Origin of the sequence: Clostridium sp. Marseille-P7770 (genome assembly GCF_902143525.1) — a bacterium.
In the GTDB taxonomy this organism is placed as follows: Bacteria; Bacillota; Clostridia; order Lachnospirales; family Lachnospiraceae; genus Pilosibacter.
In genome coordinates, this window is record NZ_CABFVC010000002.1 from 228,451 (window position 1) to 253,915 (window position 25,465).

The following is a 25,465-nucleotide window of genomic DNA, read 5'->3' on the forward strand; positions in this document are numbered from 1 at the left end:
AACTTTTTATGGAAATATTAAGAGTAGAGAATATCTGCAAAACCTATGAAATGGACAATGCTCCTGTCCATGCTTTGTCAGATGTTTCTTTTTCCGTCGATAAAGGAGAGTTTGTTGCAATCATTGGAGCATCTGGGTCTGGCAAGTCTACCCTGTTGCACATTTTAGGTGGTGTTGACAGACCAACTTCGGGAAAAGTATTTGTGGATGGACAGGATGTTTATGAGCAAAACGAAGATGAATTGGCTGTATTCAGAAGAAGGCAGGTTGGGCTTGTCTATCAGTTTTATAATCTGATCCCGGTTTTGACTGTCGAGGAAAATATCACGCTGCCGATTCGATTGGATGGGCGTAAAATCAATAAGGAGCGTTTGAAAGAACTGCTATCCACGCTCAAACTGGTAAAGCGTAGAAAGCACCTGCCAAGTCAGTTATCCGGCGGTCAACAACAAAGAGTGGCAATCGGACGAGCGTTGATTAACGCACCTGCGATTATCCTTGCGGACGAGCCGACGGGAAATCTGGACACGGAGAACACAAGGGATATTATGAAACTTCTGCGTGAATCCAATGAAGTCTATCGCCAGACAATGATCCTGATTACCCATGACCGTGAAATCGCAATGCAGGCAGACCGTATTCTGGAAATTCAGGATGGCAGACTTGTGAGGGATGAGGTGATACGCTGATGAATATGATTTTCACGCTTACACTCAGGAATCTGCTGTCGAATAAAAAGCGTACCCTACTCACACTTTTAACCATTCTTTTGTCAATCAGTATGATAACCGCTATTCTCTGTGGGGGATGGTCGTTGGTTGATTTTTTGAAAGAGAAAGAAAAAGTGTATGGTGGCGATTATGACTACTACATGGAGGATTTGACTTGGGAGCAGGTTCAAGAGCTATATAGTCAAAACAATGTAGGCGAGGTTTCGCTTCTCCGCTTTGCCGGAAACAGTTTTTACGGGGAGAAATCCAACAGTACAATGCTCTCCGTTGGCGAGATTGACGAGAACTTTACCCAAAGATTTTCGTTAAATCAGTATTTGCTTGCGGGGCGTTTCCCGCAAGATGAAAATGAGCTTGTTATTTCAGAATCTTTTTTGAAGAAAAACAATATGAACACAGAGATTGGAGATACGATTTCTTTAACCCTTGGTTCAAGAATTTGGGATGAATATAATGCCCAGCTTTCCGGGCTGACAAATTATAGGGGCGAAGAAGAAAGTTTCGTTCCAACGAAAGAGAAAGCGTATGTAGTTGTTGGTATTCTGTCAGATGTGAATGACTCAAAAATCGCAGCAAACTATAATGCCTTTGCAGGCGTTGACAAAACGGCATCCGATTTTGCTGCGTATGTCAAGGCAAAGAATTTATCCAATTCGATCTATACAGAAGCCGAAGAAGTGGCTGCGGCAGTAGACAGTCATGTAGCAAAGTTTCATTCTGAACTGTTAGTCTATCATGGAATTACCGGCGGCAAAGGAGCTGCCAAACTGATTGCTTTGGTAGTCATGGTCATTTGCCTTTTGATGGCTGCATCCGCTTCAATGATCAGCAACGCCCTCTCCATTTCCTTGCAGGAACGAATTAAGCAGATGGGAATGTTATCCAGTATTGGAGCCACAAAAGGGCAAAAACGCCTTAGTGTATATTTAGAAGCCTTTCTTTTGGGTGTGGTAAGCATACCTTTGGGATTGGTTGTCGGCATACTGCTGTCTGCTCTGTTGTTAAGTGTGGTCAGGGCAGCTTTTGGAGAAACATTCACTTTTGGCATTGTAGAACTGTCCTTAAAGGTAAACGGACTTATCCTACTCGTCAGCGGATTATCCGGCATTGCTTCTTTGTACTTCGGAAGCAGAAAGCCTGTGAAGCAAGCTGCTAAAATTACAGTTATTGAAGCTATCCGCCAGTCTAACAATGCGGTATCAAAAAAGAAATTCCGTGATGGAAAAATCGTTTCTTTGGTTTTTGGCATTTATGGTTCGCTGGCAGCTAAAAATATTAAGCGTAATCCAAAACGCTTCCGAGCAATTACTGGCTCTATTTTCTTGTCGGTGGTAATTGCCCTTTCCTTATACAGTTTGTCTGATTTTATGCTTTATCAGACATCCTTGGACATGAAGGAGGACGGTTCCTGTTATACTGATGTGATTTCGACGATTCAATACAAAGATATTCCTACCGCAATCGGGGCATTATCGGATGAAAATATCACTGCGGATGTTTCCTATTCTTTTCAGCGATATATGACTGCTGAATTTTCGCAGGAACAAATCAATCCTGATATGCAGGGATATTTTATCAATGGTACGAAAGCAGAGGTATATGTCGTAGGACTGGACGAAGAACATTTTACTTCCTTTTGTGAGGAAAATGGCTTTCATATTATGACTGGCAGCTCCAATCGTGGAATCCTGCTCAATCAGACAATGGGATATTATAATGCGGGTCAAAATCGAGTGATTGCAGGCTCCCCGTTTCTTATTGAACCGGGAACTGAAATCATTCCGTTGGGGGCATCCGAGGATGCCTTGCCGATTATCGTGGAAGAAATCGTTTCAGAAGAAAATGCAAATATCCAATCCATGTTTGTGAGAGATCGAGCTGTCCTCATTGTGCCTTTAAGTTATTTTAACTGGCTGATAGATGATAACGCCTATGTGGAAATGAGAATACAGACAGCACAGCATAAAGAAGCAATGGACTGTCTGGCTGACAGAGGATTTCCGCAAACTGTGGACATTGCAGCCGCAACGAATAATTCCAGACAGGTATATACGATTGCAAAACTGGTAATCTGCCTGTTCTCGATCCTGATGACGGTTATTATCAGTTTGAATGTTTGCAACACTATCTCAAATACAATTCATTTGAGAAGAAGCGAATTTGCTGTTCTGCGTTCTGTTGGTATGACTGCCAAAGGATTGAAATGTACGCTATTGCTTGAAGCTGTTTTGTACGGCGTAAAAGCATTGGTTCTTGCGTTGCCTGTGAGCTTTTTGATTCATTGTGCCATCTACTACTTCATATCGTCGGGTATGACACCATTTGCTTTTTATATCAACGGTGGTATTTATGCTCTTGCAGTTCTGGCGGTCGGTGCTATGGTATGTATCGCTATGCTGTTTGCTGTCAGAAGCGTATCAAAGGTGGAAATTGTAGAGGAACTGAAATTGAGCAATATGTAATCATTCAATCTAACAAAGCAACTGAAACGGAGGTAATAGAAATTGCGTAAAAAGAAACTGGTAAAGAGAGTTGCAGGCATTGCTTTGACTGTTGGTGTAGTTATACTTGCCATTGTATGTGTCGGTAAAGTAAATCGCATTCAGAACGAAAAAGATATTATTGGCACATGGAAGGATACAAATGCGGAGGAGGTATTTACCTTTCAAGAGAACGGGGAACTTGCTGTGAGTAAAGATATGCCCGATTCGGGTCTGTCCTGCGGTAACGCATCTTATGGTTTTTCTTACTCGGATATAATCTGCGTGACACAGGGAGATAGTAGTGTAGAATTTGAGATAGAAGTAGATCATGACGAATTGACAATCTTCTTTATGGGGCAAGAATACTTAGCGTTAGAAAGGTAATGGTAGAAACTCTCTTGTTTCGTAAAAACTGAATAGAATGAACAAACCAAAGGCGACTAACCGTAAAAAGTTGGTCGCTTTTGCTTTGCTCATTTGCAAAGCGGATGTGTCGGAAACGGCATATCCGAAAAGTGGAGAAATCCGATTTGACGAAATTGGACTTCTCCATTTTTTTGTGAAAGTCTCCGATGGAGAGTTTCGCAAAAACCGATGGACTGCAAATGTCGGCAGCTGACGATGTGAAGCAGTTTATCGGGCAGGAGTACAGAGGGCGGCAAGCCCTTTGTGCATGGGTACAGGGAATGCAATATCCCTGTGCAGGTCAAGGGCGGCAGCCTTGCCCAGTTAAGTGGCGTTTCGCCACTTAGTACTGGGTATTACTTGTCGCAAAATTGCAGCAAGGATGGCAGCTTCGCTGCCCCTTTCCCCTGCGGGGAAAATCTGAACGGAGGTTAGAAATGGTTTGAAATTAACAAGACACAACGGTCGCTCCGGCAAGCATGGCACTTACAACCCGAAGCACAATGACCGCACTTTTGATGTGAGCAACAGCGAACACATTGACGAAGAACGAGCCAAGCACAATGTCTATTGGGACTGCTTCAACGGCTATCGCACCTTTGCAGAGAAGCAAGTCCAGAGCGAGCTTGCAGACACTTTCGAGGAAGTGGAGGAACTGTTCTACTCCGCAAAATACGGTGCTTATGTCGAAGCACAGAACGCCAGAAACGATAAGAACAGGCACTCGGAACGCAACCGCACCACAACGGATTTGCTTAAAGACAAAAGGACTTGCCCGGAGGAAACCATCTATCAGATCGGAAAGATGGGCGACCATGTTTCGCCTGATGTTCTGCTGAAAGTCGTGACGGATTTCTTCGTGGAGATGGAACGGCGTTTCGGCTCTCATGTTCACATTCTGGATTGGGCATTACATCTGGATGAAGCGACACCGCACATTCAAGAACGCCATGTATTCGACTGTGAAAACCGCTACGGCGAGATTTGCCCACAACAGGAAAAGGCACTTGAAGCATTAGGCTTTGAACTGCCAGACCCCACCAAGAAGCAAGGCAGACACAACAACCGAAAAATGACTTTCGATTCTGCCTGTCGTGCCATGCTCTTTGATATTGCAAAAAGGCATGGTCTGCATTTGGAGCAAGAGCCGGAATATGGAGGGCGAGCCTATCTTGAAAAACAGGACTTCATTCTTGCCAAACAAAAAGAGCAGTTGGAGGTACAGGAGCAGAGATTAGAGGAACTGACTTTGAAAATCGAGGATGTGGAAACGCTGATTGATGATGTTGCCGATATTGCCTATGACAAGGCGGTGGAGGTCGTGACAGATACAGTCAGAGTGGAAACCCACAAGGAGGACATTCGGCTGATTGAGGAAACAAAGACATGGCTTCAATCGCCGGAACGCAAAGCACCGAAGAAAGAGCGTGACTATGCAATCAGCCGTTTGGATGGCGTGATTGGCAAAATCAAAAATGCCATGCAGTCTGCATTGCAGAAAATCCAGTCCAGACTTCTTTCGCCGGAGGTCAAGAAAACGAGCAAAGAGCAGATTAAGGAAAAGGTCAAGCCCTCCATCCTTGCCAGACTTGAAAGAAACAAGGAACTGGCAAAACAGGAAAATGAAGCGAGACGGAGCGAACACCGTCCGCACAAAAAACAGAATATGGAGCTTTAAGGCACTTGCCATTTTCGATTTGAGAATGACAGGTGCTTTTTCCATTTTGGGAGGTTGATAATGAATGTATTTGAAGCAGTAAAGCAGTCGGTCACGACAAGGCAGGCGGCAGAGTTTTACGGCTTTCGTGTAAACCGAGCCGGAATGATAGCCTGTCCGTTTCACAATGACCGCACACCGAGCATGAAAGTGGATAAGCGTTTTCATTGTTTCGGCTGCGGTGCGGATGGGGATGCCGTTGACTTTGTTTCCCGACTGTTTGAATTGCCGAGCAAAGAAGCCGCTATGAAACTGGCTGACGATTTCGGTATCGCTTATGACCGAAACGGCAAGCCGTCCATCGTGGCAAAAATCCGAGAGCCTACCGCCAAACAGAAGTTTGAAGCGGAGGAAAAACGGTGCTTTCGTGTGCTGTCCGATTACTTCCACAAGCTCCGAGCGTGGGAAAAGGACTATGCACCGAAGCAGCCAGAGGACGAATGGCATCCGCTATTTACAGAAGCCTTGAACAAGAGAGATTATATTGAATATCTCCTTGATATTTTGATTGACGGAACACTTGAAGATAGAAAGGCACTTGTAGCCGAGCAAAGAAACGAGGTGATGAAACTTGAACGAAGATTTGCAGACAGCCGCCAGAGAGGAAATTCGAGACCGATTAGAACTGACACAGCAAGGTAAGCCTGCGAATACCGCCATGAATTACAAGACGGTATTTCAGAATGACCCTCTACTGAAAGGTGCTATCCGCAACAATCTGTTGACGGAACGCACCGACATTGTAAAGCCGCTTGGTTGGTATCGTGAAAGCTCCACTCTGACCGATGTGGATATTAAATATCTGCTTCTCTACTTTGAAGAACACTACGGCTTGACGGTTGAGAAGAAAATCGAGGATGCCGCATTGGTTATTGCCAACGAAAACCGCTACCACCCTGTCTGCGATTTTCTGAACGGCTTGGAGTGGGACGGACAGGAACGCATACGCTTTTGTCTGCACCGCTTTCTTGGGTCGGATGCCGATGATTATACCTATGAAGCCTTGAAGCTGTTTCTGCTTGGGGCAATCAGCCGAGCCTTTAAGCCGGGGTGCAAGTTTGAAGTCATGCTATGCCTTGTCGGAGGGCAAGGAGCCGGAAAGTCCTCTTTCTTCCGTCTGCTTGCGGTCAAGGACGATTGGTTTACCGATGACCTTAAAAAGCTGGATGATGAAAATGTGTACCGCAAAATGCAAGGGCATTGGATAATCGAGATGTCGGAGATGATAGCCACAGCCAATGCAAAGAGTATTGAGGAAATCAAGTCCTTTTTGAGCAGACAGAAAGAGACCTACAAAGTCCCCTATGAGACACATCCGGCAGACCGCAAGCGACAATGCGTGTTTGGCGGTTCGTCAAATACTCTGGACTTCCTACCCCTTGACCGCACAGGCAACCGCCGTTTCGTGCCGGTCATGGTTTACCCCGAAAGAGCCGAGGTGCATATCCTCGACAATGAGGAAGAATCCAGAGCCTACATTCATCAGATGTGGGCAGAAGCAATGGCGATCTACCGAAGCAGAGACTTCAAGCTGCGGTTTAGCCCGACAATGAATGAGTATCTGAAAGCACATCAAAGGGAGTTTATGCCGGAGGACACCAAAGCCGGACAGATACTTGATTATCTGGACAGCTACACAGGCAATGCCGTCTGCTCCAAACAGCTTTACAGAGAAGCATTGGGGCATGAGTATGACGAGCCGAAGCAATGGGAACTGCGAGAGATAAACGACATTATGAACAATGTTGTCAAAGGTTGGAAGTCTTTCAGCAATCCGAGACACTTCCCGAAGCCGTATCTTCGTCAGAAAGGTTGGGAGCGTGAGTTGCCCGACAACGGAGAAGCTGACAACGGAGACGGAAGATTTATTCCTCTCTCCGATGCGGAGCTTGAACAGATGGAACTGCCGGAGGGATGGCGATAGAAAATTGCTATCCTGTTGTCAGCTTGTTGCCGAGCCGGTTGTCAATCCCGTTGTCGGGCAAAATCCGAAAAAGCCTTGTCAAGACTGGACTTTTCTCTCTCTGACAACCTTGACAACCAAGATTTCAAAGAAAAAGTAAATAGTAAGCAATAAGAGCCGCCCGATAAGATAAAAGGTTTTTGAATGTCCGTTGTCAGGACTTCGTTGTCAGCCTTTCCTTGTCGGGCATTTTTCATTCACAGGAGGTATTGAATGACAGAAAACAGAAACACAGCAGCACAGACCACCACCCAGCACACCGCACCCACCGTCAGAAAGCAGATAAACGGCACGACCTATATCGTCCGTGTCCACTTCAACGAGAACGCCAGAGAGACAATGGAGGACAAAATCAAGCGTCTGCTTCGCAACGAGATTCAGCAAAATGTAACTTGTTTGTGAATTTGATGAAAAAGTCCTTGACTTTTCGTCTCTGGCAAAACGGCGAAATCCATCCTCATTTCCTGTGGTGCCAGATTAGCCCCATTTGACATTGCGGAGCTGCGTGACCTTATGGCCTACGATGAAATGGAACTGGATTTGCTGGGGGACCGCCGCACGGCCTTGTTCGTTATTATTTCCGACACGGACGATACCTTCAATTTCGTGGTGTCCATCATGTACACCCAGCTTTTCAATCTGCTTTGTGACCGTGCGGACGATCAATGTGGAGGGCAGCTAAAGTATCATGTGCGGTTGCTGCTCGATGAGTTTGCGAACATCGGGCTGATCCCGAAGTTTGATAAACTGATCGCCACCATCCGCAGCCGCGAGATTTCGGCATCCATCATCTTGCAGTCGCAGAGCCAGTTGAAAACCATCTACAAGGATGCCGCAGAAACCATCATCGGCAACTGCGACACCATGCTGTTCCTCGGCGGCAAGGAAAGTTCGACCCTCAAAGAAATTTCCGAAACGCTGGGAAAAGAAACCATCGACCTATATAACACATCCGACACGCGAGGGCAAAGCCGATCCTTTGGCACAACGTACCAAAAGACCGGGAAGGAACTCATGAGCCGGGACGAGCTTTCTGTCATGGATGGCAGCAAGTGTATCCTGCAGCTGCGCGGTGTCCGGCCATTTCTGAGCGATAAATTCGACATTACCAAGCATAAGCGGTACAAGGAGCTTTCAGACTTCGATAAAAAGAACGCTTTTGATGTGGAACGCTACCTGAAGCACGAACTAAGGCTGCGGATGGATGAAGAATTTGATTGCTATGAGGTGGATTTGACCACAACAACCGAAGAAGCAAGCGCATAAAAAAGGAGGTTCTTATCCGAAACAAGTATGCTCGCCCGCCTGTCCGGGCAGACCCCGTGGCAGGTAACTTGTCCGACTGATCTCTACATTATTTGCGATTCCAAAAGGCTGATTTTTTATGAAAATGAAAGGAGAAGCCAGCATTGCAGGAAGCAGGCAGCACCGAAGATGTGCCAGCCTGTTTTTCTTTTGGAATCGTGTTTTTTATCAATGCTGCAATCTGGCGAAACAACACTATGGAATTCTTCAATCAGGCTATTACCGTTCTGCAGACTCTCGTTGTTGCCATCGGCGCAGGCCTTGGTGTTTGGGGCGTTGTGAACCTCATGGAAGGGTACGGAAACGACAACCCTGGCGCAAATGCTCATGTGTGGTAAAGTAACACACAAGAATTTGATAGACAGCGACCACTATTCCGTAAAATAAAATGTAACAAGCAATGTGTAAGGGTAGCTTGACATACCGAATTTTCATGCTATAATACATGTAAGGTTAGCCTTACACACCACAAACAAGGAGGAGGTTGCATTTGAAAAATCAAGTGCGAAAGCTTCGTGAAGAACGAGGACTAACGCAAAAGCAACTGGGTGAACAAGTTAATGTTTCCCGTCAAGCAATCAATGCAGTAGAAACAGGAAAATTTGATCCGTCACTTTGGTTAGCTTATGACATTGCCCAGTTATTTGGTATGAGTATTGAAGAAGTATTTGATTTTAAGGAGAGTGAACGGAAATGAGATGGCTGAAAAATCCTATGGTAAATGCCATATATGTTGCCTTAATCACAGCTATTTATGCTGCAATCTTTATCGTTTCTTCTGAATTTGTAATGAGTTACAGCAACTTGCTTTCTGAAAGTTGGTGGGCTTCGTTTATCATATCCCGAAATATGAAATTTGTGGGGGTCGGTATGATTAGTGTTTCCATTATCGTTGACATCTTGTCGGCAATAAGAAGAAAACGATATGACGAATATCAAATTGTTTTGTTGGAGAAAGTTTTCCTGTTTAATGGCGTTTTTACAGCAGTATTGTTTCCTTTTTCATTGACGGTACTCATACTTGCTCCAGTGTATTTTGTCGAAACAATTTTTGCACTAATTTTCTTTCAATGGGTAGTAATGATGATTACCGAACTATGGTATCTAATCACAAATTATAAAATCTAATCAAAAGCTGAAAGGAGTTTTAACTATGTGGTTCATTTGGATTATGTGGGCGATTGTGGCAATCGCTACCATTGCAACGATTATCCTGCTAACAGGAAAAGGAAGCATATTGGTTTCTGGATTTAATACGAAAAGCCCCGAAGAACGTGCGAAATATGATAAGAAAAAGGTAAGCAGGCAAGCCGGTACACTTATGGTTTTCATTGATATTGGCTTGATAGCTTTGGCTTCGTATATTCAATTTAGGGCAATTCCAGCAATACAGAATAACACTATTTCGGACTATGGCACAGAAATAGCCATTGTAGCGTTGTGTATTTGTGCGTATATTATTGTTATCGGCATTTTGGCAGCAACACGAGGGTTCAAAGGCACAAAAAAGGATTGAAATAGCAAATCCAGTCGAGCCAGTCAACGGCAAGTAAATGGGCTTCGCCCACCGTTGACAGCCCCGTCTGTCTTTGCTGATAGGCAGCTAAGGGGCGACAGCAAAATGTGCTGCCGCCCTTTCTCATAATTCCGAAAGGGGGATTTCTTTGACTGAGTTAGAATATCAAGAACATATCCAGCATACACACGATGTTTTTTGCAAGACCGTTATTCGCCACGCTGCCATAGACGCAGCCCGGAGCATACGCAGCCGCCGCAAGCGGGAAATCTCGCTTGAATATCTGATAGAAGAAAAACACTATCCATTCAGCACCACAGATAAATACTTTGCGGAGCAAGCAGCCATGAACAGCTATCCGCTTTTCGTCTGTGGTCAGATTGTGCTTTTGGAAAGTCCAGAGCTTGCCGCAGCCCTGTCCGCACTATCGCAGATGGAACAAGAAATCATTTTCCTATACTACTTCCAACGATTGACGCATAGGGAGATTGGACAGAGATATGGACGGGCTGGCAACACAACCGGGCGGCGTATTCAGATGATTTTGCGGCGGCTACGGGCAGAGTTGGAGGGCTTGTCCTATGAGCCATCTACTTCCCTATGAAACAATCGTTAAGGCGAGCGAGGGCGACCCGGAAGCCGTTGCCGCCGTCCTATCCCATTATGCCGGGTATATCCGCTCCTGTGCGAAAATGGACGGGCAGATCAACACGGATATGCAGGAGCATATTGTCGGGCGGCTGATAGAAAGTTTGTTGAAGTTCCGCTTTGACCGCTGATAGAAATAGTGTATAATAAGACTGATAAATAGGAATTTTGGGAGCAGGAGAAATCGAGAGTGGAGGATAAATTGGTGAACAAGATTTTCAAATGTCTTATTCGATTTTTGATAGAAGCGATAGTTTTGACTGTTTTAATTGTTGGAATCAACATATTTACGAATGGTATGTATCTTTGGGGATTGCCCCGCATAAATGATATTCAGTCTGTAAATATTACATATCCGAGTGTCACGGATGATGTTAAAGAAATTTCGAGCCGAGAGGATATTGAGTTAGCCTTAAAGCTAATGGGATTTCTGAAATATGATTTATTTTGGGAAGTGAATAGCGAAGAAGAACCTGCTATTACAATTACTTATTTTCTTAAGGATGGAACAAGCAAAACAATCTCCGCTAATAACACTACCGTCTGGTGGAACAATAAAATTCATGTAATCAAGGACAAAGAAATGTTTATCAACCTAACAGAGGGGATTTTCTTTCTGGAAGATTTACAAACAAAATAAATCAATTCCAGCTTGAAGAACTGCCTGACAATTTAATACCACCGCCCATCACAGCGGCATATAAGCAGTAAATCTTGAAAAAGGTTTGCTGCTTTTTTGCGCCCATTTTCAAAAATCTTTGGCAAACCACACCGCCGGATGGTTGTAGGGAGCAGACAGGGAAAATACAAAAATTTCCGCTGCGTTTGCCAAAACGCACCCTTTTCACCGTTGTAGTGGTGAACAGCGGGCAGAACACGCCGCCGCAATCGCTATATTGGTGGAGCAAGCCAGTATATCCGCAGACCAGAGCCGCCGAGGAAAGCGGCAGTTTTTTAGAGCAAGATTCTACCGCAGTACCAAAATTCGCTTTTCGCTCATTTTGCCCCTGCGGGAATCTTGTTGGGGAGTGCCTTCCCCAAACCCTGCTTATGCGGCTTGCGCCGCTTAAAAATCCCTCAAAATATTTTTTCGGATTTTTCAAAAACAGTTCCGCTTCACACCCCGTTTTTCTCCTATTAGTGAGAGGACACCACGCACAGAAAGGAGGTTTTACCATGCGAAAACGATACAACACGCCGCACCGCAGCCGGGTAGTCAAGACACGCATGACCGAGGAAGAATATGCCGAGTTTGCGGAAAGGCTTTCTGCCTGCAACATGAGCCAAGCCGAGTTTATCCGGCAAGCCATAACCGGGGCAGCCATACGCCCCATCATAACCGTTTCCCCCGTCAATGACGAGCTGCTTGCCGCTGTCGGGAAGCTGACCGCCGAATACGGCAGGATCGGCGGCAACTTAAACCAGATAGCCCGGACGCTGAACGAGTGGCACAGTCCCTACCCGCAGCTTGCCGGGGAGGTACGGGCGGCGGTTTCCGACCTTGCTGCCCTAAAGTTTGAAGTCTTGCAGAAAGTGGGTGATGCTGTTGGCAACATTCAAACATATCAGCTCTAAAAATGCCGACTATGGCGCAGCGGAAGCCTACCTCACATTTGAGCATGACGAGTTTACCATGAAGCCCACCCTTGATGAAAACGGGCGGCTGATACCGAGAGAGGATTACCGCATTTCTTCCCTCAACTGCGGGGGCGATGATTTCGCCGTTGCCTGTATGCGAGCCAATCTCCGCTATGAGAAAAACCAAAAACGGGAAGATGTGAAAAGCCACCACTATATCATCAGCTTTGACCCACGGGACGGGACAGACAACGGCTTGACCGTAGACCGGGCGCAGGAGCTGGGCGAGCAGTTCTGCAAGGAGCATTTTCCCGGACACCAAGCCCTAATCTGCACCCACCCGGACGGGCATAACCACAGCGGCAATATCCATGTGCATATCGTCATCAACTCCCTGCGGATTTATGAAGTCCCGCTTCTGCCCTACATGGACAGACCAGCCGATACACGGGAGGGCTGCAAGCACCGCTGCACCAACGCTGCTATGGAATATTTCAAGAGTGAAGTCATGGAGATGTGCCACCGGGAGGGGCTTTACCAAATCGACCTCCTAAGCGGCAGCAAGGAACGGATAACGGAACGGGAATACTGGGCGGCAAAGAAAGGGCAGCTTGCCCTTGATAAAGAGAACGCCGCCAGAGAAGCCGCCGGACAGCCGACCAAGCCCACCAAGTTTGAAACGGACAAGGCGAAGCTGCGCCGGACGATACGGCAGGCACTTTCCCAAGCTGGCAGCTTTGACGAATTTTCTTCCCTTTTGCTGCGGGAGGGTGTGACCGTCAAGGAGAGCCGGGGGCGGCTTTCCTACCTCACGCCGGACAGGACAAAGCCTATCACAGCCCGGAAGCTGGGGGACGATTTTGACAAGGCTGCTGTCCTTGCCCTGCTCACGCAGAACGCCCACAGAGCCGCCGAACAGACCACAGACATACCCGAATACCCACACACCCAAAAGGAACGCTTGCGGGAGGAAAAAGCCGCAAAAACCACCCCGGCAGACAACACCTTGCAGCGCATGGTTGACCGGGAAGCCAAGCGAGCCGAGGGCAAGGGCGTGGGCTATGACCGCTGGGCGGCAAAGCACAACCTAAAGCAAATGGCAGCTACCGTTACCGCTTATCAGCAGTACGGCTTTTCTTCCCCGGAGGAACTGGACGAAGCCTGTTCTGCCGCCTATGCCGCCATGCAGGAAAGCCTTACAGAGCTGAAGCAGGTGGAAAAGACGCTGAACGGGAAAAAGGAGCTGCAACGGCAGGTACTTGCCTATTCCAAGACCCGCCCTGTCCGGGACGGGCTGAAACAGCAGAAAAACGCCAAAGCAAAAGCAGTCTACCGACAGAAGCACGAAAGTGACTTTATCATAGCAGACGCAGCCGCCCGTTATTTCAGGGAGAACGGCATTTCCAAGCTGCCGAGCTATAAATCCCTGCAAGCAGAGATTGAAACCCTTATCAAAGAGAAAAACAGCGGCTACAACGATTACCGGGCAAAACGGGAGGAATACCGCCGCTTACAGACTGTCAGGGGCAATATCGACCAGATTTTACGCCGGGAACGCAAGCCCGTGAAAAGGCAGGAACAGGAGCGATAAAAACCACCCCAAAATGTACCCGAACCCATACAGAACAAGGGGGCTGCCCCGTACCCTACCCGCAATACCAAAGGATTTTTTAACGGGCTTACAGGGCAGAAAAACCCCGAAAATGATACCGAGATGATACAGAATTACCGCCGATACCGTCACACCAGCGGAAACGGCAGAAAGGAGCGCACCCATGCCAAGAATGAGCAAGAAACGGCGGCTGGAATGGTCTTTTTTCCTGCGGCAAGTGAAAGTCGGGAATACCACCTGCGACCGTATCACATACAACGACCTCTGTCGGGGCTGTACCCATAGCTGCAAGCAGAGCTTCCGGGCGGTTATCATACTCTGCCCCCGCTACTACTCCAAACGCCGGAAAAAGGAGGACAGGGACAATGGCAGATAACCGCAAATATTACTACCTCAAGCTGAAAGAGAACTTTTTTGACAGCGACTCCATTGTGCTGCTGGAAGATATGAAAGACGGGATTTTATACTCCAATATCCTCTTGAAGCTGTACTTAAAATCGCTGAAAAACGGCGGGAAATTGCAGCTTGACGAGCATATCCCCTACACAGCGCAGATGATAGCGACACTGACCCGCCACCAGATAGGGACGGTTGAAAGGGCTTTAGAGATTTTCCGGCAGTTGGGGCTTGTGGAGCAGCTTGACAGCGGGGCTTTCTATATGACCGACATTGAGCTGATGATAGGACAGTCCTCTACCGAAGCCGAGAGGAAACGGGCTGCAAGGCTGGAAAACAAGGCACTTTTACCGCCCCGGACAAAAGGCGGACATTTGTCCGACATTCGTCCACCAGAGATAGAGATAGAGTTAGAGAAAGAGATAGAGATAGAAAAAGAGAGAGAGGGAAAAACGGGACACCCCGCCCCCGCCGCTTATGGCAGATACAACAATGTGATACTGACCGATACAGAGCTTTCCGGGCTGAAAACAGAGCTGCCCGACAAGTGGGAGTATTATATTGACCGGCTTTCCTGCCATATCGCTTCCACCGGAAAGCAGTACCATAGCCATGCAGCCACCATTTACAAGTGGGCGCAGGAAGACGCTGCCAAAGGCAAGGCTGCCCCGAAACAGGGCATACCCGATTATTCATGCAAGGAGGGCGAGAGCTTATGAAAAACGAGATTGAAGCTATGATTACGGACATTACAGCCACTACCGCCGAAGCGGAGGACTACACAGGCGAGGACGGGCTTTTATACTGCGGCAAGTGCCATACGCCCAAAGAAGCCTACTTTGCAGAGGGAAAGACCTGTTTCGGGCGTGACCGCCACCCAACAGACTGCGACTGCCAGCGAGCAGCCCGTGAAAAGCAGCAAGCCGCCGAAAGCCGACAGAAGCACCTTGAAAAAGTGGAGGACTTGAAACGCCGGGGCTTTACCGACCCTGCTATGCGGAACTGGACATTTGAGCATGACAACGGCAGAAACCCACAGACCGAAACCGCCCGCTTTTATGTGGAGAGCTGGGAAACCATGCAGGCTGAAAATATCGGCTACCTGTTTTGGGGCGGCGTGGGGACAGGAAAAAGCTACCTTGCCGCCTGTATCGCCAACGCCCTTATGGAGAAAGAGGTTGCCGTCTGTATGACAAACTTTGCAACCATACTCAATGACCTTGCTGCCAGCTTTGATGGCAGGAACGAATATATTTCCCGCCTTTGCAGCTACCCCCTGCTGATACTTGATGATTTTGGTATGGAGCGAGGAACAGAATACGGGCTGGAACAGGTTTACAGCGTGATTGACAGCCGTTACCGAAGCGACAAGCCGCTGATCGCCACGACCAACCTCACGCTGGAGGAATTGCAGCACCCGCAGGACACGCCCGTATCTATGACAGGCTGACTTCCATGTGCGCCCCCGTCCGCTTCACGGGCAGCAACTTCCGAAAGGAAACCGCACAGGAAAAGCTGGAACGCTTAAAGCAACTGATGAAGCAGCGAAAGGAGAGCCTATGACAGAAACGAAACAGACAAGCACCACCAAAACAGACCGCCGCCCGGACTGTGTAACGGAAATCCGCATGGGCAACTCCGTCCTTACCGTTTCCGGCTTCTTCAAGCAGGGCGCAACCGACACCGCAGCCGACAAGATGATGAAAGTGCTGGAAGCGGAAACTGCTGCCGGACATACGCCACCGTTCAGCGCATAAGTGATGACATGGAAAAGCGGTCACGCCGGGGAGCATGACCGCTGGAATATCAGTAACAACTTTATTTTTTCCGAAGTTTCAACTCAATGCCTTTTGGAACAGCTATATCCTGCAACAGTTTTGCGATAACAGAAGCCTGTTCTTTCTTCCCCATACTTTGAAAATCCTTATCGGATTTAACTGTTTGCAAGATATTTTCAATTTCTTTAATCGTTAAGAGATTGACTGCAACACAGAATAGATTTTTTCTGCGCCCGTCATTATAGTGTGACAAGAGGAAATCCAATAATTTGCGCTTTTCTTCCTGTTCAGCATTATAGGCGGGAATCCCTATCTGGCTGGCTTTTTCCATGTCATTCATTTGATTATGATGAGTTATAAAAGAATCAAAATCATCTATATGAGCGTATTTGTCACAAGGGAAGCTGGTACACTGAAAGCAATATTCGATTTTCCCATGTTCAATACTGCACTTTGCGATTTTACAACTTTGATTATCAACGCCGCAACCGGAACAATGCCCTGCCAAATTCATAGGACATAATTTACAATTTAGACCACAAAGAGAAAGGTACCGATTGTTACGGACAAACCCTTTCATTGTCACACCCCCTTGTATTGATTAGCTCCATTTTACCATAAGAACAAGAGTTTTTCTACTATGCAATCCCAATCATCTGCTACACAAAAAACGGCGATTTGACCGACCATAAAGAAGCAGATTTGACGCTTTTGCCGCTATACAGACCGCCGCCCCATGTGGTACAATCAAGGTACGGAATAGTGGGGCTGGCTGTCGGAAACGGAGGATTTTATGTTAAGACAGACCAACCAACAACCAATTACTGCCCTTTACCCAAGACTTTCCCATGAGGACGAGCTGCAAGGCGAGAGCAATTCCATTTCCAACCAGAAGCGTATTCTTGAAACCTATGCAAAGCAGAACGGCTTTTCCAATCTGCGCTGGTACACGGACGACGGTTATTCTGGTGCGAACTTTCAAAGACCCGGTTTTCAAGCCATGCTTGCGGACATTGAAGCCGGAAAAGTCGGGACAGTTATCGTAAAGGATATGTCGAGGTTAGGGCGAAACTACCTGCAAGTGGGAATGTACACGGAAATGATTTTCCCACAGAAAGGTGTCCGCTTTATCGCTATCAATGACGGAGTGGACAGCGCACAAGGCGACAATGACTTTGCCCCGCTGCGGAATATCTTTAACGAATGGCTGGTGAGAGATACGAGCAAGAAAATCAAAGCAGTAAAACGCTCAAAAGGCATGAGTGGCAAGCCCATCACAAGCAAGCCTGTGTATGGCTACCTCATGGACGAGGACGAAAATTTCATTATTGACGAGGAAGCTGCACCCGTAGTCAAGCAGATATACAACCTCTGCCTTGCCGGGAACGGTCCGACTAAGATAGCCCGTATGCTCACAGAGCAGCAAATCCTCACGCCGGGGACGCTGGAATACCGTAGGACGGGCAGCACCCGCCGCTACCACCCCGGCTATGAGTGCAAGTGGGCGACCAATACCGTTGTGCATATCCTTGAAAACCGGGAATACACAGGCTGTCTGGTAAACTTCAAGACAGAAAAGCTCTCTTACAAAGTCAAGCACAGTGTAGAAAATCCCCTGGAAAAGCAAGTGATTTTCGAGAACCACCACGAGCCTATCATAGACACCCAGACATGGGAACGGGTGCAGGAACTTCGCAAGCAGCGCAAACGCCCCAACCGCTATGATGAAGTGGGCTTGTTCTCCGGCATACTGTTCTGTGCGGACTGCGGTAGTGTCATGTATCAGCAGCGATACCAGACGGACAAGCGCAAGCAGGACTGTTATATCTGCGGCAACTACAAGAAACGCACCCATGACTGTACGGCGCACTTTATCCGCACCGACCTCTTGACCGCTGGCGTACTCTCCAATCTGCGGAAAGTGACAAGCTATGCGGCAAAGCATGAAGCCCGGTTTATGAAGCTCTTGATTGAGCAGAACGAGGACGGGGGCAAGCGCAGGAACGCCGCCAAGAAAAAGGAGCTGGAAGCCACCGAGAAACGCATAGCCGAGTTATCCGCTATTTTCAAGCGGCTGTATGAGGACAGCGTGACCGGGCGCATATCAGACGAGCGTTTCACAGAGCTGTCGGCAGACTATGAAGCAGAACAACGGGAGCTGAAAGAAAGAGCCGCTGCTATCCAAGCGGAGCTTTCCAAAGCACAGGAAGCCACCGTGAACGCAGAAAAGTTTATGAATGTTGTTCGGCGGCATACCAGCTTTGAAGAACTTACCCCTACTCTGTTGCGGGAGTTTGTAGAGAAAATCGTTGTGCATGAGTGCAGCTATGACGAGAACAAGACCCGTAGGCAGGACATTGAGATTTATTATTCTTTTGTTGGCAAGGTGGACTTGCCCGAATAACCGCCCGACCTATCCGACATACCTCATGTGCCGGATAGGAACGGCAAAATTTTTTACACTTCTATTACTTCTTTATCACACATCAGTAAAGTCGCAGGGCATGAAGCAGCTTATGAGTGGTGGCGGGGTCATTCTCATCGGCACTCAGCTGATTCCGCTGCTCTCTGGTCTGTTCGGCTAATCAACAAGCGATAGGAGGAAAACCCGCCATTGTTCGATAATATTTTCGCAGCAATCGAAAAATGGATGAGGGAACTTCTTTCCGGCATGGTGGAGTCCAACCTGAGTACGATGTTCACAGCGGTCAACCAACAGACCAGTGAGATCGCTGCTCAGGTTGGGCAGACACCGCAAGGGTGGAACAGCAGCATTTTCAGCATGATCCGTAACATTTCGGATTCGGTGGTGATCCCCATTGCGGGAATCATCATCACGCTGATCCTCTGCTACGAACTGATTTCGATGCTGACGGAACGGAACAATCTGCACGATGTAGACACTTGGATGTTCTTCAAGTATTTCGTGAAGATGTGGATTGCGGTCTATCTCGTCAGCCATACGTTCGATATTGCAATGGCGGTATTTGACATTGGACAGTCGGTGGTAAATTCTTCCTCCGGCATTATCCGTGGCAATACCGCCATTGATATTAGTTCTCTTTCCATGCAGATGCAGGCGGCAATGGCAACGATGGCGATTGGCGAACTGGTGACGCTGGCATTGGAAACCCTTGTTGTAAGCTGGTGTCTGAAAATTCTGTCGGTGGTTATCACGGTAATTATGTACGGCAGAATGATAGAAATATACCTCTACACTTCGCTTGCTCCGATTCCTTTTGCAACCATGAGCAACCGTGAATGGGGTCATGTGGGTACAAACTACTTCCGAGGGCTGTTCGCTCTGGCATTTCAAGCGTTTCTGATGATGGTCTGCGTGGCAATCTATGCAGCCCTCATCGGCAGCATCCGGGTATCTTCAGATATTCACTCGGCATTGTTCGGCACGATGGCCTACACGGTGATTCTTTGCTTCTCGCTGCTCAAAACGGGAAGTCTGTCCAAACAGATCTTTGGCAGTCACTAAATCCGGGAAAATCCAATGAAAGGAAAAGACAGCAGACAACGCCGTTTCCCGGCGGCGGTCTGGCTGTTCTGGTAATCAATGGCCTATGTAACGATTCCTAAAGACCTCTCTAAAGTGAAGAATAAGGTCTTTCTGAACCTGACGAAGCGCCAGCTTGTATGTATGGGGTTCGCGGCAGGCATTGGCGTTCCGTTCTATTTCCTCATGCGTGATACGCTGGGAACGAGCAATGCAGCGGCAGGCATGGTGCTTCTGATGCTGCCGGAGTTTTTCTTTGCGCTATATGAAAAAAACGGGATGCACCTTGAAACCATCCTGACGAATTTCATCAGCGTCCGATTCAAACGTCCTGCGGTACGGCGCTATGAAGTCGAAAACCTGTATGACCGGGAACTGGAAACCGCAGCACCGATGCAGAAGAAAGGAGGCATTCTTGGTAAAAAGTGAACCGAAGAAGAAACCGCAGTTCGGCGGCTTCTTCCAGAAGTTCTTTCGGAAACCCGAAAAGAACCAGAAGGAACAGCGGCTCACCGTGCAGCGTTCCATTCCGTATCTGGAAATGGGGCGCGATGGTATCTGCCGGGTGGAGGAACATCTGTATTCCAAAACCGTCCGATTTTATGACATCAATTACCAACTCGCCCAAAACGAGGATAAAAACACCATCTTTGAAAGCTGGTGCGACTTCCTCAACTATTTCGATGCCAGCATTCGTTTTCAGCTGTCGTTCATCAACCATAAGAGCGACATGAGCGAGTACAACAAGGTTATCCAGATCGAGCCGCAGCACGATGCGTTTGACGATGTGCGTATGGAATATGCGCAGATGCTGAAACAGCAGCTTGCCAAGGGCAACAACGGTCTGGTTCGGACGAAGTACATCACGTTCAGCATCGAAGCAAAAAGCGTCCGGGAAGCAAAGCCCCGGTTAGAGCGTATCGAAACCGATATTCTCAATAATTTCAAGGTGCTGGGAGTGAAAGCCTATCCGCTGAACGGTGTGGAACGGCTTCAGATCATGTACGAAACCTTTCATCAGGAAGAACAGCAGAAGTTCGATTTCAGTTATGACCGCATTTTGCAGAGCGGCATGACGACCAAGGACTTCATTGCCCCGACCAGTTTCCTGTTCAAGAGTGGCAAGGACTTTATGATGGGTGACACCTATGGTGCTGCATCCTATCTGAACATCCTTGCCCCGGAACTGACGGATAAGGTGCTGGCCGAGTTTCTGGACATGGACAAAAATCTGGTGGTCAGCATCCATGTGCAGTCGGTAGACCAGTTGAAAGCCATCAAACTTATCAAGGGCAAAATTACCGATCTGGACCGTATGAAAATTGAGGAAGTGCGCCCAGATAGGGCATTGTGTAATGTAGCGTAAGGGACTACCCCGTAGGATAACGCGGGAAACAACCTGCCTAACCGAAAGGCGAAAGCTGAAACGGGAACAGAGCACGGCAGGAAAGCGGTAAGTCACTGAAAGACAGTATTGTGCGACTGAACCGCCATGTTAANGTAAGGGACTACCCCGTAGGATAACGCGGGAAACAACCTGCCTAACCGAAAGGCGAAAGCTGAAACGGGAACAGAGCACGGCAGGAAAGCGGTAAGTCACTGAAAGACAGTATTGTGCGACTGAACCGCCATGTTAAGCGGATACGAGGATGAAGTTGGGTTTACTGATACGCAAGTTTCTAATTTCTGTTATTTTCAGGCGGAGGAAAATGTCTGAAACCTCTGTCATGAACGCGATGGATGATGCTCTTCCATCCATCGGTTATCTCAATGTTCATGGAATCTGTAGGAGAACCTATGGCAAGGAAACGAAAGCGCATACCGACAATCCGCATTTCCCTACACACAATGTTAACTGGGGATACCCTACACAGGAACGCCTGAAAAGGCTATGGCTGTAGAGCCTGAAAATCCTGCATGGGTACGGAACGCTCATAGTAGTCCGAGAGGGATAATGACCCTTACATGGCGAAGGAGCGTAGTTATTGTGTACTAAAATAGAACGTTGATTATGGAGGAAAACCTCATTGCAACCAACAACCGAAATTTTAGAAAGAATCAGCAAAGACTCATTAACCCATAAGGAAGAAGTATTTACTAGATTGTATCGCTATCTGCTGCGCCCAGATATTTACTATCAGGCATACCAGCGTCTGTACACGAACAAGGGTGCATCGACAAAAGGTATCAATCAAGACACAGCAGACGGTTTCAGCGAAGCTAAGATTGAAAAAATCATTCAGTCCTTGGCAGATGAAACCTATCAGCCCACGCCAGTACGACGAACTTATATTGCAAAGAAAAGCAATCCGAAGAAGAAGCGTCCATTAGGTATTCCGACCTTTACGGACAAATTGGTTCAAGAAGCACTCCGTATGATATTGGAAGCAATTTATGAACCGCTCTTTCTGGACTGCTCGCATGGATTCCGCCCGAAAAGAAGCTGTCACACCGCATTAGACAAATTGAAGTACCAATTTGGTGGTGTGCGTTGGTTTGTTGAGGGGGATATTAAAGAGTGCTTTGACAATATAAATCACGATGCACTGGTTGGATTTATCGGCAGCAAGGTCAAAGATGCACGCATCGTAAAACTGGTCTACAAATTTCTAAAAGCAGGATATTTGGAAGATTGGGTTTACCACAAAACCTACAGCGGCACACCGCAAGGCGGTATTCTTTCACCGTTGCTGGCAAACATCTATCTGCACGAACTTGATAAATTCGTCATGCAGCTAAAAGACGAATTTGATACTCCTGAAAAAGGGAAAATCACCCCGGAATACCGTGAACTGCACAATAGAATCAAAAATCTTTGCTACCACATCGACAGAAAGAATGGAGTAGAAAGAGAAAACATGATTGCAGAGTGTAAAACACTCCGCAAACAACTTTTGAAAACTCCATGCACAGCACAGACGGATAAAAAGCTCAAATATATCCGCTATGCAGATGATTTTATTATTGGTGTAAAGGGCAGTAAAGAGGATTGCCAGTGGATTAAGAGCAAACTCTCTGAGTTTATTGGGCAAACACTCAAGATGGAACTCAGCGAAGAAAAGACACTTATTACCCACAGCGGTGAATGTGCCCGGTTCTTAGGTTTTGATGTTCGTGTCAGAAGATGTGAGAAAGTAAAGCGGAACAAGAAAGGCACAAAAGCGAGAACTCTCAACAACCATGTTGAGCTGCTAGTGCCATTCGATGACAAAATCCACAACTTTATTTTCTCAAAGGGTATAGCGATACAGAAAAAGGACGGAAAGCTATTTCCCGTTCACAGAAATTCCCTGCTACGGCTGACAGACCTTGAGATAGTCACAGTTTACAACGATGAGTTGAGAGGTATTTGTAATTATTACGGAATAGCCAGCAACTTCTGTAAACTGAAATATCTGTCTTACCTTATGGAATACAGCTGCCTAAAAACGCTTGCAGCAAAACACAAAAGCAAAATCTCAAAAGTTGTTGCTATGTATAAAGACGGAACTGGCGAATGGGGTATCCCCTACGAAACGAAAAAGAAAGCCAAGCGCCGCTATTTCGCCAACTATATGGACTGTAAAGATGCGAAAATTTCAACAGACTGCATTAGCAATGCCGCAATTATTTATGGTCAGTCGGTAACACCGCTTGAGAAGCGTTTGAAAGCAAGAATTTGTGAACTTTGTGGCACAACGGAAAGCGAACGTTACGAAATCCACCATATCAATAAACTGAAAAACCTTAAAGGAAAAGAACCGTGGGAAATCGCAATGTTAGCAAAACGGCGAAAGACACTTGTAGTGTGTGAGCACTGCCACCATCTAATTCACAATCAATGAGTTTTTCTGACCGAACAATGACAGAGCCGTATACTTCGAGAGAGGTAAGTACGGTTCCCGGAGAGGGTGATGCAAACCTGCTATTGCAAGATAGTAAGGCGGCAGCTCCCTACTCCACCAGAAGAAAGCTGTGAGATCTGGTTATGATATGGAAATTATTCCGAGTGACCTTGCAACTTATGGCGGCGAGGCCAAAAAGATTCTGGACGATTTGCAGAGCCGTAATGAGCGTATGTTCCTTGTTACGGTGCTTTTCCTCAATACGGCCAGAACAAAGCAGGAGTTGGATAGTGCTGTGTTTCAGACTGCCGGTATCGCTCAGAAGTTCAACTGCACGCTGAACCGTCTGGACTATTTGCAGGAGCAGGGGCTTATGAGCAGCCTGCCGCTGGCAAATAATCTCGTTCCCATCAAGCGCGCACTGACTACCACTTCCACCGCGATTTTCGTCCCGTTTACGACGCAGGAGCTTTTTATGGAGGGCGATTCCCTCTATTACGGTCTGAATGCGGTATCCAACAACATGATTATGGCAGACCGCAAGCAGCTCAAAAACCCGAACGGTCTGATTCTCGGCACACCGGGCAGTGGTAAGTCATTCAGTGCAAAGCGTGAAATCACCAATGTGTTCTTCACCACAACGGACGATATTATCGTGGCAGACCCGGAAGGCGAGTATTATCCGCTGGTGGAAGCACTGGGCGGTCAGGTCATTCATATCTCGTCTACGAGCCGGGACTACATCAACCCGATGGATATTAACCTGAACTACGCGGACGATGATAACCCACTGGGCATGAAATCGGACTTTATTCTTTCCCTGTGCGAACTTATCATGGGCGCACGGGATGGTATGGAGCCGGAAGAAAAGTCGGTCATTGACCGCTGCCTGCCGCTGGTTTACCAGAAGTATCTGAACGACCCGAAGCCGGAGAATATGCCCACGCTCGGTGATCTGTACGACTGTCTGCGGGAGCAGAAAGAACGGCAGGCGCAGCGTATTGCAACGGCACTGGAAATCTACGTCAATGGTTCGCTGCGAGTGTTCAACCACCAGACCAATGTGGAACTGGATAACCGCATTATTTGTTTCGATATTAAGGAGTTGGGCAAACAGCTTAAAAAGCTGGGTATGCTTATCGTTCAGGATCAGGTCTGGAACCGTGTTACCATCAACCGCAACAGCAAAAAGAACACGCGGTACTATATAGACGAGTTCCACCTCCTGCTGAAAGAGGAGCAGACGGCGGCATACAGCGTCGAAATCTGGAAGCGGTTCCGAAAATGGGGCGGTGTACCGACAGGAATTACGCAGAACATCAAGGATTTGTTGGCCAGCCGGGAAATCGAGAACATCTTCGAGAACAGTGATTTCATTTATATGCTTAACCAGGCATCCGGCGACCGACAAATTCTTGCCAAACAGCTGAATATTTCGCCGTTCCAGCTGTCGTATGTAACGAACAGCAACGAGGGTGAGGGGTTGCTGTTCTACGGCAACACGATTATCCCGTTCAAGGATAAGTTCGATACTTCGCTGAAACTGTATAGCCTGATGACCACGAAGCCCAATGAGATGGGAAAATACAAGGAGAAGAAAGAAGCATGAACACACCGAACATTTTTGACCGACTGAGCCGCAAGATTCATCATCACTCTGACATGGAGCCGCACGAAAGCGATTCCGGCCCGCCTTTTGATGAGGTGGAGCCGCTCAACTTTCACGATGAAGAATCGGTGGTGCATACGGTGCTGGAAGATTTCTATGCCGTTGGCACACTGGCCGATGAACTGACTGACGGCTTTCACATGGAAGCTCACGGTTATCTTGACCGTGAGGAAGTGAACGCCCGTTTAATCGCCTTTGCCCGGAAGCTGGAACAGGTGCTTGATAAGTGGGAAACCCACGCAGCCCTGCTCGCATGACGGCTCCAGCCGGAAGGAGGTGATTTCCATAGCAGACAAAAAGTTTCGGGGCAGAGATAAAATCGTTCAGAAAATGAC

At 47.4% G+C, this 25,465-nt stretch carries 24 protein-coding genes and 7 pseudogenes; 29 read left to right on the forward strand and 2 right to left on the reverse strand.

Annotated elements, in window-relative coordinates:
* Positions 1 to 8 precede the first annotated feature (8 nt).
* The 15 genes and pseudogenes from FN001_RS04825 to FN001_RS04895 all read left to right on the forward strand — a co-directional run bounded on the left by FN001_RS04825 (position 9) and on the right by FN001_RS04895 (position 11,408).
* Complete coding sequence (locus FN001_RS04825; protein WP_055163293.1) at positions 9 to 689, forward strand: ABC transporter ATP-binding protein; 681 nt, start codon at positions 9 to 11, stop codon at positions 687 to 689.
* Complete coding sequence (locus FN001_RS04830; protein ID WP_055163294.1) at positions 689 to 3,193, forward strand: ABC transporter permease; 2,505 nt, start codon at positions 689 to 691, stop codon at positions 3,191 to 3,193. Before FN001_RS04825 ends, FN001_RS04830 begins: the two co-directional genes overlap by 1 nt.
* Positions 3,194 to 3,235: 42 nt before the next feature.
* A complete protein-coding gene (locus FN001_RS04835) occupies positions 3,236 to 3,598 on the forward strand; it encodes a hypothetical protein (RefSeq protein ID WP_055163295.1) in 363 nt (120 codons plus the stop codon).
* 463 nt (positions 3,599 to 4,061) lie between these two features.
* Positions 4,062 to 5,297, forward strand: coding sequence for a plasmid recombination protein (locus tag FN001_RS04840; protein ID WP_055163297.1), 1,236 nt, complete (start codon positions 4,062 to 4,064; stop codon positions 5,295 to 5,297).
* Positions 5,298 to 5,357: 60 nt separating this feature from the next.
* On the forward strand, positions 5,358 to 5,978 hold the full coding sequence (locus tag FN001_RS04845) for a CHC2 zinc finger domain-containing protein (RefSeq protein ID WP_055163298.1): 621 nt from the start codon (positions 5,358 to 5,360) through the stop codon (positions 5,976 to 5,978).
* A gap of 16 nt (positions 5,979 to 5,994) precedes the next feature.
* Entirely contained in the window at positions 5,995 to 7,260 is a 1,266-nt protein-coding gene (locus tag FN001_RS04850; RefSeq protein WP_486463488.1) for a virulence-associated E family protein, read from the forward strand.
* 252 nt (positions 7,261 to 7,512) lie between these two features.
* Positions 7,513 to 7,701 carry a transposon-encoded TnpW family protein gene (locus FN001_RS04855; RefSeq protein WP_055163299.1) on the forward strand — a complete coding sequence of 63 codons (189 nt, stop codon included), beginning with the start codon at positions 7,513 to 7,515 and terminating at the stop codon, positions 7,699 to 7,701.
* 30 nt (positions 7,702 to 7,731) lie between these two features.
* Positions 7,732 to 8,565: pseudogene (locus FN001_RS04860) on the forward strand (VirD4-like conjugal transfer protein, CD1115 family); the annotation flags it as partial.
* Between the two features lie 236 nt (positions 8,566 to 8,801).
* A pseudogene (locus tag FN001_RS04865) lies at positions 8,802 to 8,930 on the forward strand (Maff2 family mobile element protein); the annotation flags it as partial.
* Between the two features lie 164 nt (positions 8,931 to 9,094).
* Positions 9,095 to 9,301 (forward strand): helix-turn-helix transcriptional regulator, encoded by a 207-nt coding sequence (locus FN001_RS04870; RefSeq protein WP_118700292.1) that lies wholly within the window; start codon positions 9,095 to 9,097, stop codon positions 9,299 to 9,301.
* A complete protein-coding gene (locus FN001_RS04875; protein ID WP_118700291.1) occupies positions 9,298 to 9,732 on the forward strand; it encodes a hypothetical protein in 435 nt (144 codons plus the stop codon). The genes FN001_RS04870 and FN001_RS04875 overlap by 4 nt, the downstream gene beginning before the upstream one ends.
* Before the next feature lie 25 nt (positions 9,733 to 9,757).
* Positions 9,758 to 10,120 carry a DUF3784 domain-containing protein gene (locus FN001_RS04880; protein ID WP_142411010.1) on the forward strand — a complete coding sequence of 121 codons (363 nt, stop codon included), beginning with the start codon at positions 9,758 to 9,760 and terminating at the stop codon, positions 10,118 to 10,120.
* A gap of 107 nt (positions 10,121 to 10,227) precedes the next feature.
* Positions 10,228 to 10,724: pseudogene (locus FN001_RS04885) on the forward strand (RNA polymerase sigma factor).
* A complete protein-coding gene (locus tag FN001_RS04890; RefSeq protein ID WP_142411012.1) occupies positions 10,702 to 10,899 on the forward strand; it encodes a helix-turn-helix domain-containing protein in 198 nt (65 codons plus the stop codon). Before FN001_RS04885 ends, FN001_RS04890 begins: the two are co-directional and overlap by 23 nt.
* A gap of 59 nt (positions 10,900 to 10,958) precedes the next feature.
* A complete protein-coding gene (locus FN001_RS04895; RefSeq protein WP_118700287.1) occupies positions 10,959 to 11,408 on the forward strand; it encodes a hypothetical protein in 450 nt (149 codons plus the stop codon).
* Between the two features lies 1 nt (position 11,409).
* Here FN001_RS04895 and FN001_RS17995 read toward each other — a convergent pair whose 3' ends face one another.
* Positions 11,410 to 11,871: a hypothetical protein gene (locus FN001_RS17995; protein ID WP_185911840.1), complete on the reverse strand. Its 462-nt coding sequence runs from the start codon at positions 11,869 to 11,871 to the stop codon at positions 11,410 to 11,412.
* A 73-nt stretch (positions 11,872 to 11,944) separates the two neighbouring features.
* Between FN001_RS17995 and FN001_RS04905 the strand changes: the two genes are divergently transcribed.
* From FN001_RS04905 to FN001_RS04935, 6 genes and pseudogenes are all read left to right on the forward strand, one after another.
* On the forward strand, positions 11,945 to 12,343 hold the full coding sequence (locus FN001_RS04905; RefSeq protein WP_034479871.1) for a plasmid mobilization protein: 399 nt from the start codon (positions 11,945 to 11,947) through the stop codon (positions 12,341 to 12,343).
* Entirely contained in the window at positions 12,315 to 13,937 is a 1,623-nt protein-coding gene (locus tag FN001_RS04910) for a relaxase/mobilization nuclease domain-containing protein (RefSeq protein ID WP_142411013.1), read from the forward strand. The genes FN001_RS04905 and FN001_RS04910 overlap by 29 nt, the downstream gene beginning before the upstream one ends.
* 184 nt (positions 13,938 to 14,121) lie before the next feature.
* Positions 14,122 to 14,334 carry a hypothetical protein gene (locus FN001_RS04920; RefSeq protein ID WP_005927784.1) on the forward strand — a complete coding sequence of 71 codons (213 nt, stop codon included), beginning with the start codon at positions 14,122 to 14,124 and terminating at the stop codon, positions 14,332 to 14,334.
* Complete coding sequence (locus FN001_RS04925; protein ID WP_014078533.1) at positions 14,324 to 15,073, forward strand: phage replisome organizer N-terminal domain-containing protein; 750 nt, start codon at positions 14,324 to 14,326, stop codon at positions 15,071 to 15,073. Before FN001_RS04920 ends, FN001_RS04925 begins: the two co-directional genes overlap by 11 nt.
* A pseudogene (locus FN001_RS04930) lies at positions 15,070 to 15,917 on the forward strand (ATP-binding protein). Before FN001_RS04925 ends, FN001_RS04930 begins: the two are co-directional and overlap by 4 nt.
* Entirely contained in the window at positions 15,914 to 16,111 is a 198-nt protein-coding gene (locus FN001_RS04935) for a transposon-encoded TnpW family protein (protein WP_025486305.1), read from the forward strand. Before FN001_RS04930 ends, FN001_RS04935 begins: the two are co-directional and overlap by 4 nt.
* 61 nt (positions 16,112 to 16,172) lie before the next feature.
* On the opposite strand, the gene FN001_RS04940 is transcribed toward FN001_RS04935, so the two are convergent.
* A complete protein-coding gene (locus tag FN001_RS04940) occupies positions 16,173 to 16,712 on the reverse strand; it encodes a DUF3795 domain-containing protein (protein ID WP_142411014.1) in 540 nt (179 codons plus the stop codon).
* A 213-nt stretch (positions 16,713 to 16,925) separates the two neighbouring features.
* On the opposite strand from FN001_RS04940, the gene FN001_RS04945 reads away from it, so the two are divergent.
* The 8 genes and pseudogenes from FN001_RS04945 (at position 16,926) to FN001_RS04985 (ending at position 25,387) form a co-directional block, all read left to right on the forward strand.
* Positions 16,926 to 18,536, forward strand: coding sequence for a recombinase family protein (locus tag FN001_RS04945; protein WP_055228425.1), 1,611 nt, complete (start codon positions 16,926 to 16,928; stop codon positions 18,534 to 18,536).
* A gap of 88 nt (positions 18,537 to 18,624) precedes the next feature.
* Positions 18,625 to 18,717: pseudogene (locus FN001_RS18685) on the forward strand (Maff2 family mobile element protein); the annotation flags it as partial.
* A 65-nt stretch (positions 18,718 to 18,782) separates the two neighbouring features.
* Entirely contained in the window at positions 18,783 to 19,619 is an 837-nt protein-coding gene (locus FN001_RS04955; RefSeq protein ID WP_330577007.1) for a VirB6/TrbL-like conjugal transfer protein, CD1112 family, read from the forward strand.
* A 78-nt stretch (positions 19,620 to 19,697) separates the two neighbouring features.
* Complete coding sequence (locus FN001_RS04960) at positions 19,698 to 20,066, forward strand: PrgI family protein (protein WP_142411015.1); 369 nt, start codon at positions 19,698 to 19,700, stop codon at positions 20,064 to 20,066.
* Positions 20,053 to 20,967 (forward strand): annotated as a pseudogene (locus FN001_RS04965) (VirB4-like conjugal transfer ATPase, CD1110 family); the annotation flags it as partial. The gene FN001_RS04960 and the pseudogene FN001_RS04965, both read left to right, overlap by 14 nt.
* Before the next feature lie 697 nt (positions 20,968 to 21,664).
* The gene (locus FN001_RS04975) at positions 21,665 to 23,461 is read left to right on the forward strand and encodes a reverse transcriptase domain-containing protein (RefSeq protein ID WP_142411016.1); all 1,797 of its coding nucleotides are present in this window, start codon (positions 21,665 to 21,667) and stop codon (positions 23,459 to 23,461) included.
* Between the two features lie 103 nt (positions 23,462 to 23,564).
* A pseudogene (locus FN001_RS04980) lies at positions 23,565 to 25,070 on the forward strand (VirB4-like conjugal transfer ATPase, CD1110 family); the annotation flags it as partial.
* Positions 25,067 to 25,387, forward strand: a complete 321-nt coding sequence (locus tag FN001_RS04985) for a hypothetical protein (protein WP_112091630.1) — start codon at positions 25,067 to 25,069, stop codon at positions 25,385 to 25,387. The pseudogene FN001_RS04980 and the gene FN001_RS04985, both read left to right, overlap by 4 nt.
* Positions 25,388 to 25,465: the final 78 nt, after the last annotated feature.

What these genes read in the sequence shown, in the direction of transcription:
- FN001_RS04850 (WP_486463488.1), top strand. Translation starts at nt 5,995, where the DNA reads ATGAATTACAAGACGGTATTTCAGAATGACCCTCTACTGAAAGGTGCT.
- FN001_RS04985 (WP_112091630.1), top strand. Translation starts at nt 25,067, where the DNA reads ATGAACACACCGAACATTTTTGACCGACTGAGCCGCAAGATTCATCAT.
- FN001_RS04955 (WP_330577007.1), top strand. Translation starts at nt 18,783, where the DNA reads ATGAGGGAACTTCTTTCCGGCATGGTGGAGTCCAACCTGAGTACGATG.
- FN001_RS04960 (WP_142411015.1), top strand. Translation starts at nt 19,698, where the DNA reads ATGGCCTATGTAACGATTCCTAAAGACCTCTCTAAAGTGAAGAATAAG.
- FN001_RS04880 (WP_142411010.1), top strand. Translation starts at nt 9,758, where the DNA reads ATGTGGTTCATTTGGATTATGTGGGCGATTGTGGCAATCGCTACCATT.
- FN001_RS04935 (WP_025486305.1), top strand. Translation starts at nt 15,914, where the DNA reads ATGACAGAAACGAAACAGACAAGCACCACCAAAACAGACCGCCGCCCG.
- FN001_RS04890 (WP_142411012.1), top strand. Translation starts at nt 10,702, where the DNA reads ATGAGCCATCTACTTCCCTATGAAACAATCGTTAAGGCGAGCGAGGGC.
- FN001_RS04845 (WP_055163298.1), top strand. Translation starts at nt 5,358, where the DNA reads ATGAATGTATTTGAAGCAGTAAAGCAGTCGGTCACGACAAGGCAGGCG.
- FN001_RS04855 (WP_055163299.1), top strand. Translation starts at nt 7,513, where the DNA reads ATGACAGAAAACAGAAACACAGCAGCACAGACCACCACCCAGCACACC.
- FN001_RS04830 (WP_055163294.1), top strand. Translation starts at nt 689, where the DNA reads ATGAATATGATTTTCACGCTTACACTCAGGAATCTGCTGTCGAATAAA.
- FN001_RS04925 (WP_014078533.1), top strand. Translation starts at nt 14,324, where the DNA reads ATGGCAGATAACCGCAAATATTACTACCTCAAGCTGAAAGAGAACTTT.
- FN001_RS04945 (WP_055228425.1), top strand. Translation starts at nt 16,926, where the DNA reads ATGTTAAGACAGACCAACCAACAACCAATTACTGCCCTTTACCCAAGA.
- FN001_RS04875 (WP_118700291.1), top strand. Translation starts at nt 9,298, where the DNA reads ATGAGATGGCTGAAAAATCCTATGGTAAATGCCATATATGTTGCCTTA.
- FN001_RS04940 (WP_142411014.1), bottom strand. Translation starts at nt 16,712, where the DNA reads ATGAAAGGGTTTGTCCGTAACAATCGGTACCTTTCTCTTTGTGGTCTA.
- FN001_RS04825 (WP_055163293.1), top strand. Translation starts at nt 9, where the DNA reads ATGGAAATATTAAGAGTAGAGAATATCTGCAAAACCTATGAAATGGAC.
- FN001_RS04905 (WP_034479871.1), top strand. Translation starts at nt 11,945, where the DNA reads ATGCGAAAACGATACAACACGCCGCACCGCAGCCGGGTAGTCAAGACA.
- FN001_RS04920 (WP_005927784.1), top strand. Translation starts at nt 14,122, where the DNA reads ATGCCAAGAATGAGCAAGAAACGGCGGCTGGAATGGTCTTTTTTCCTG.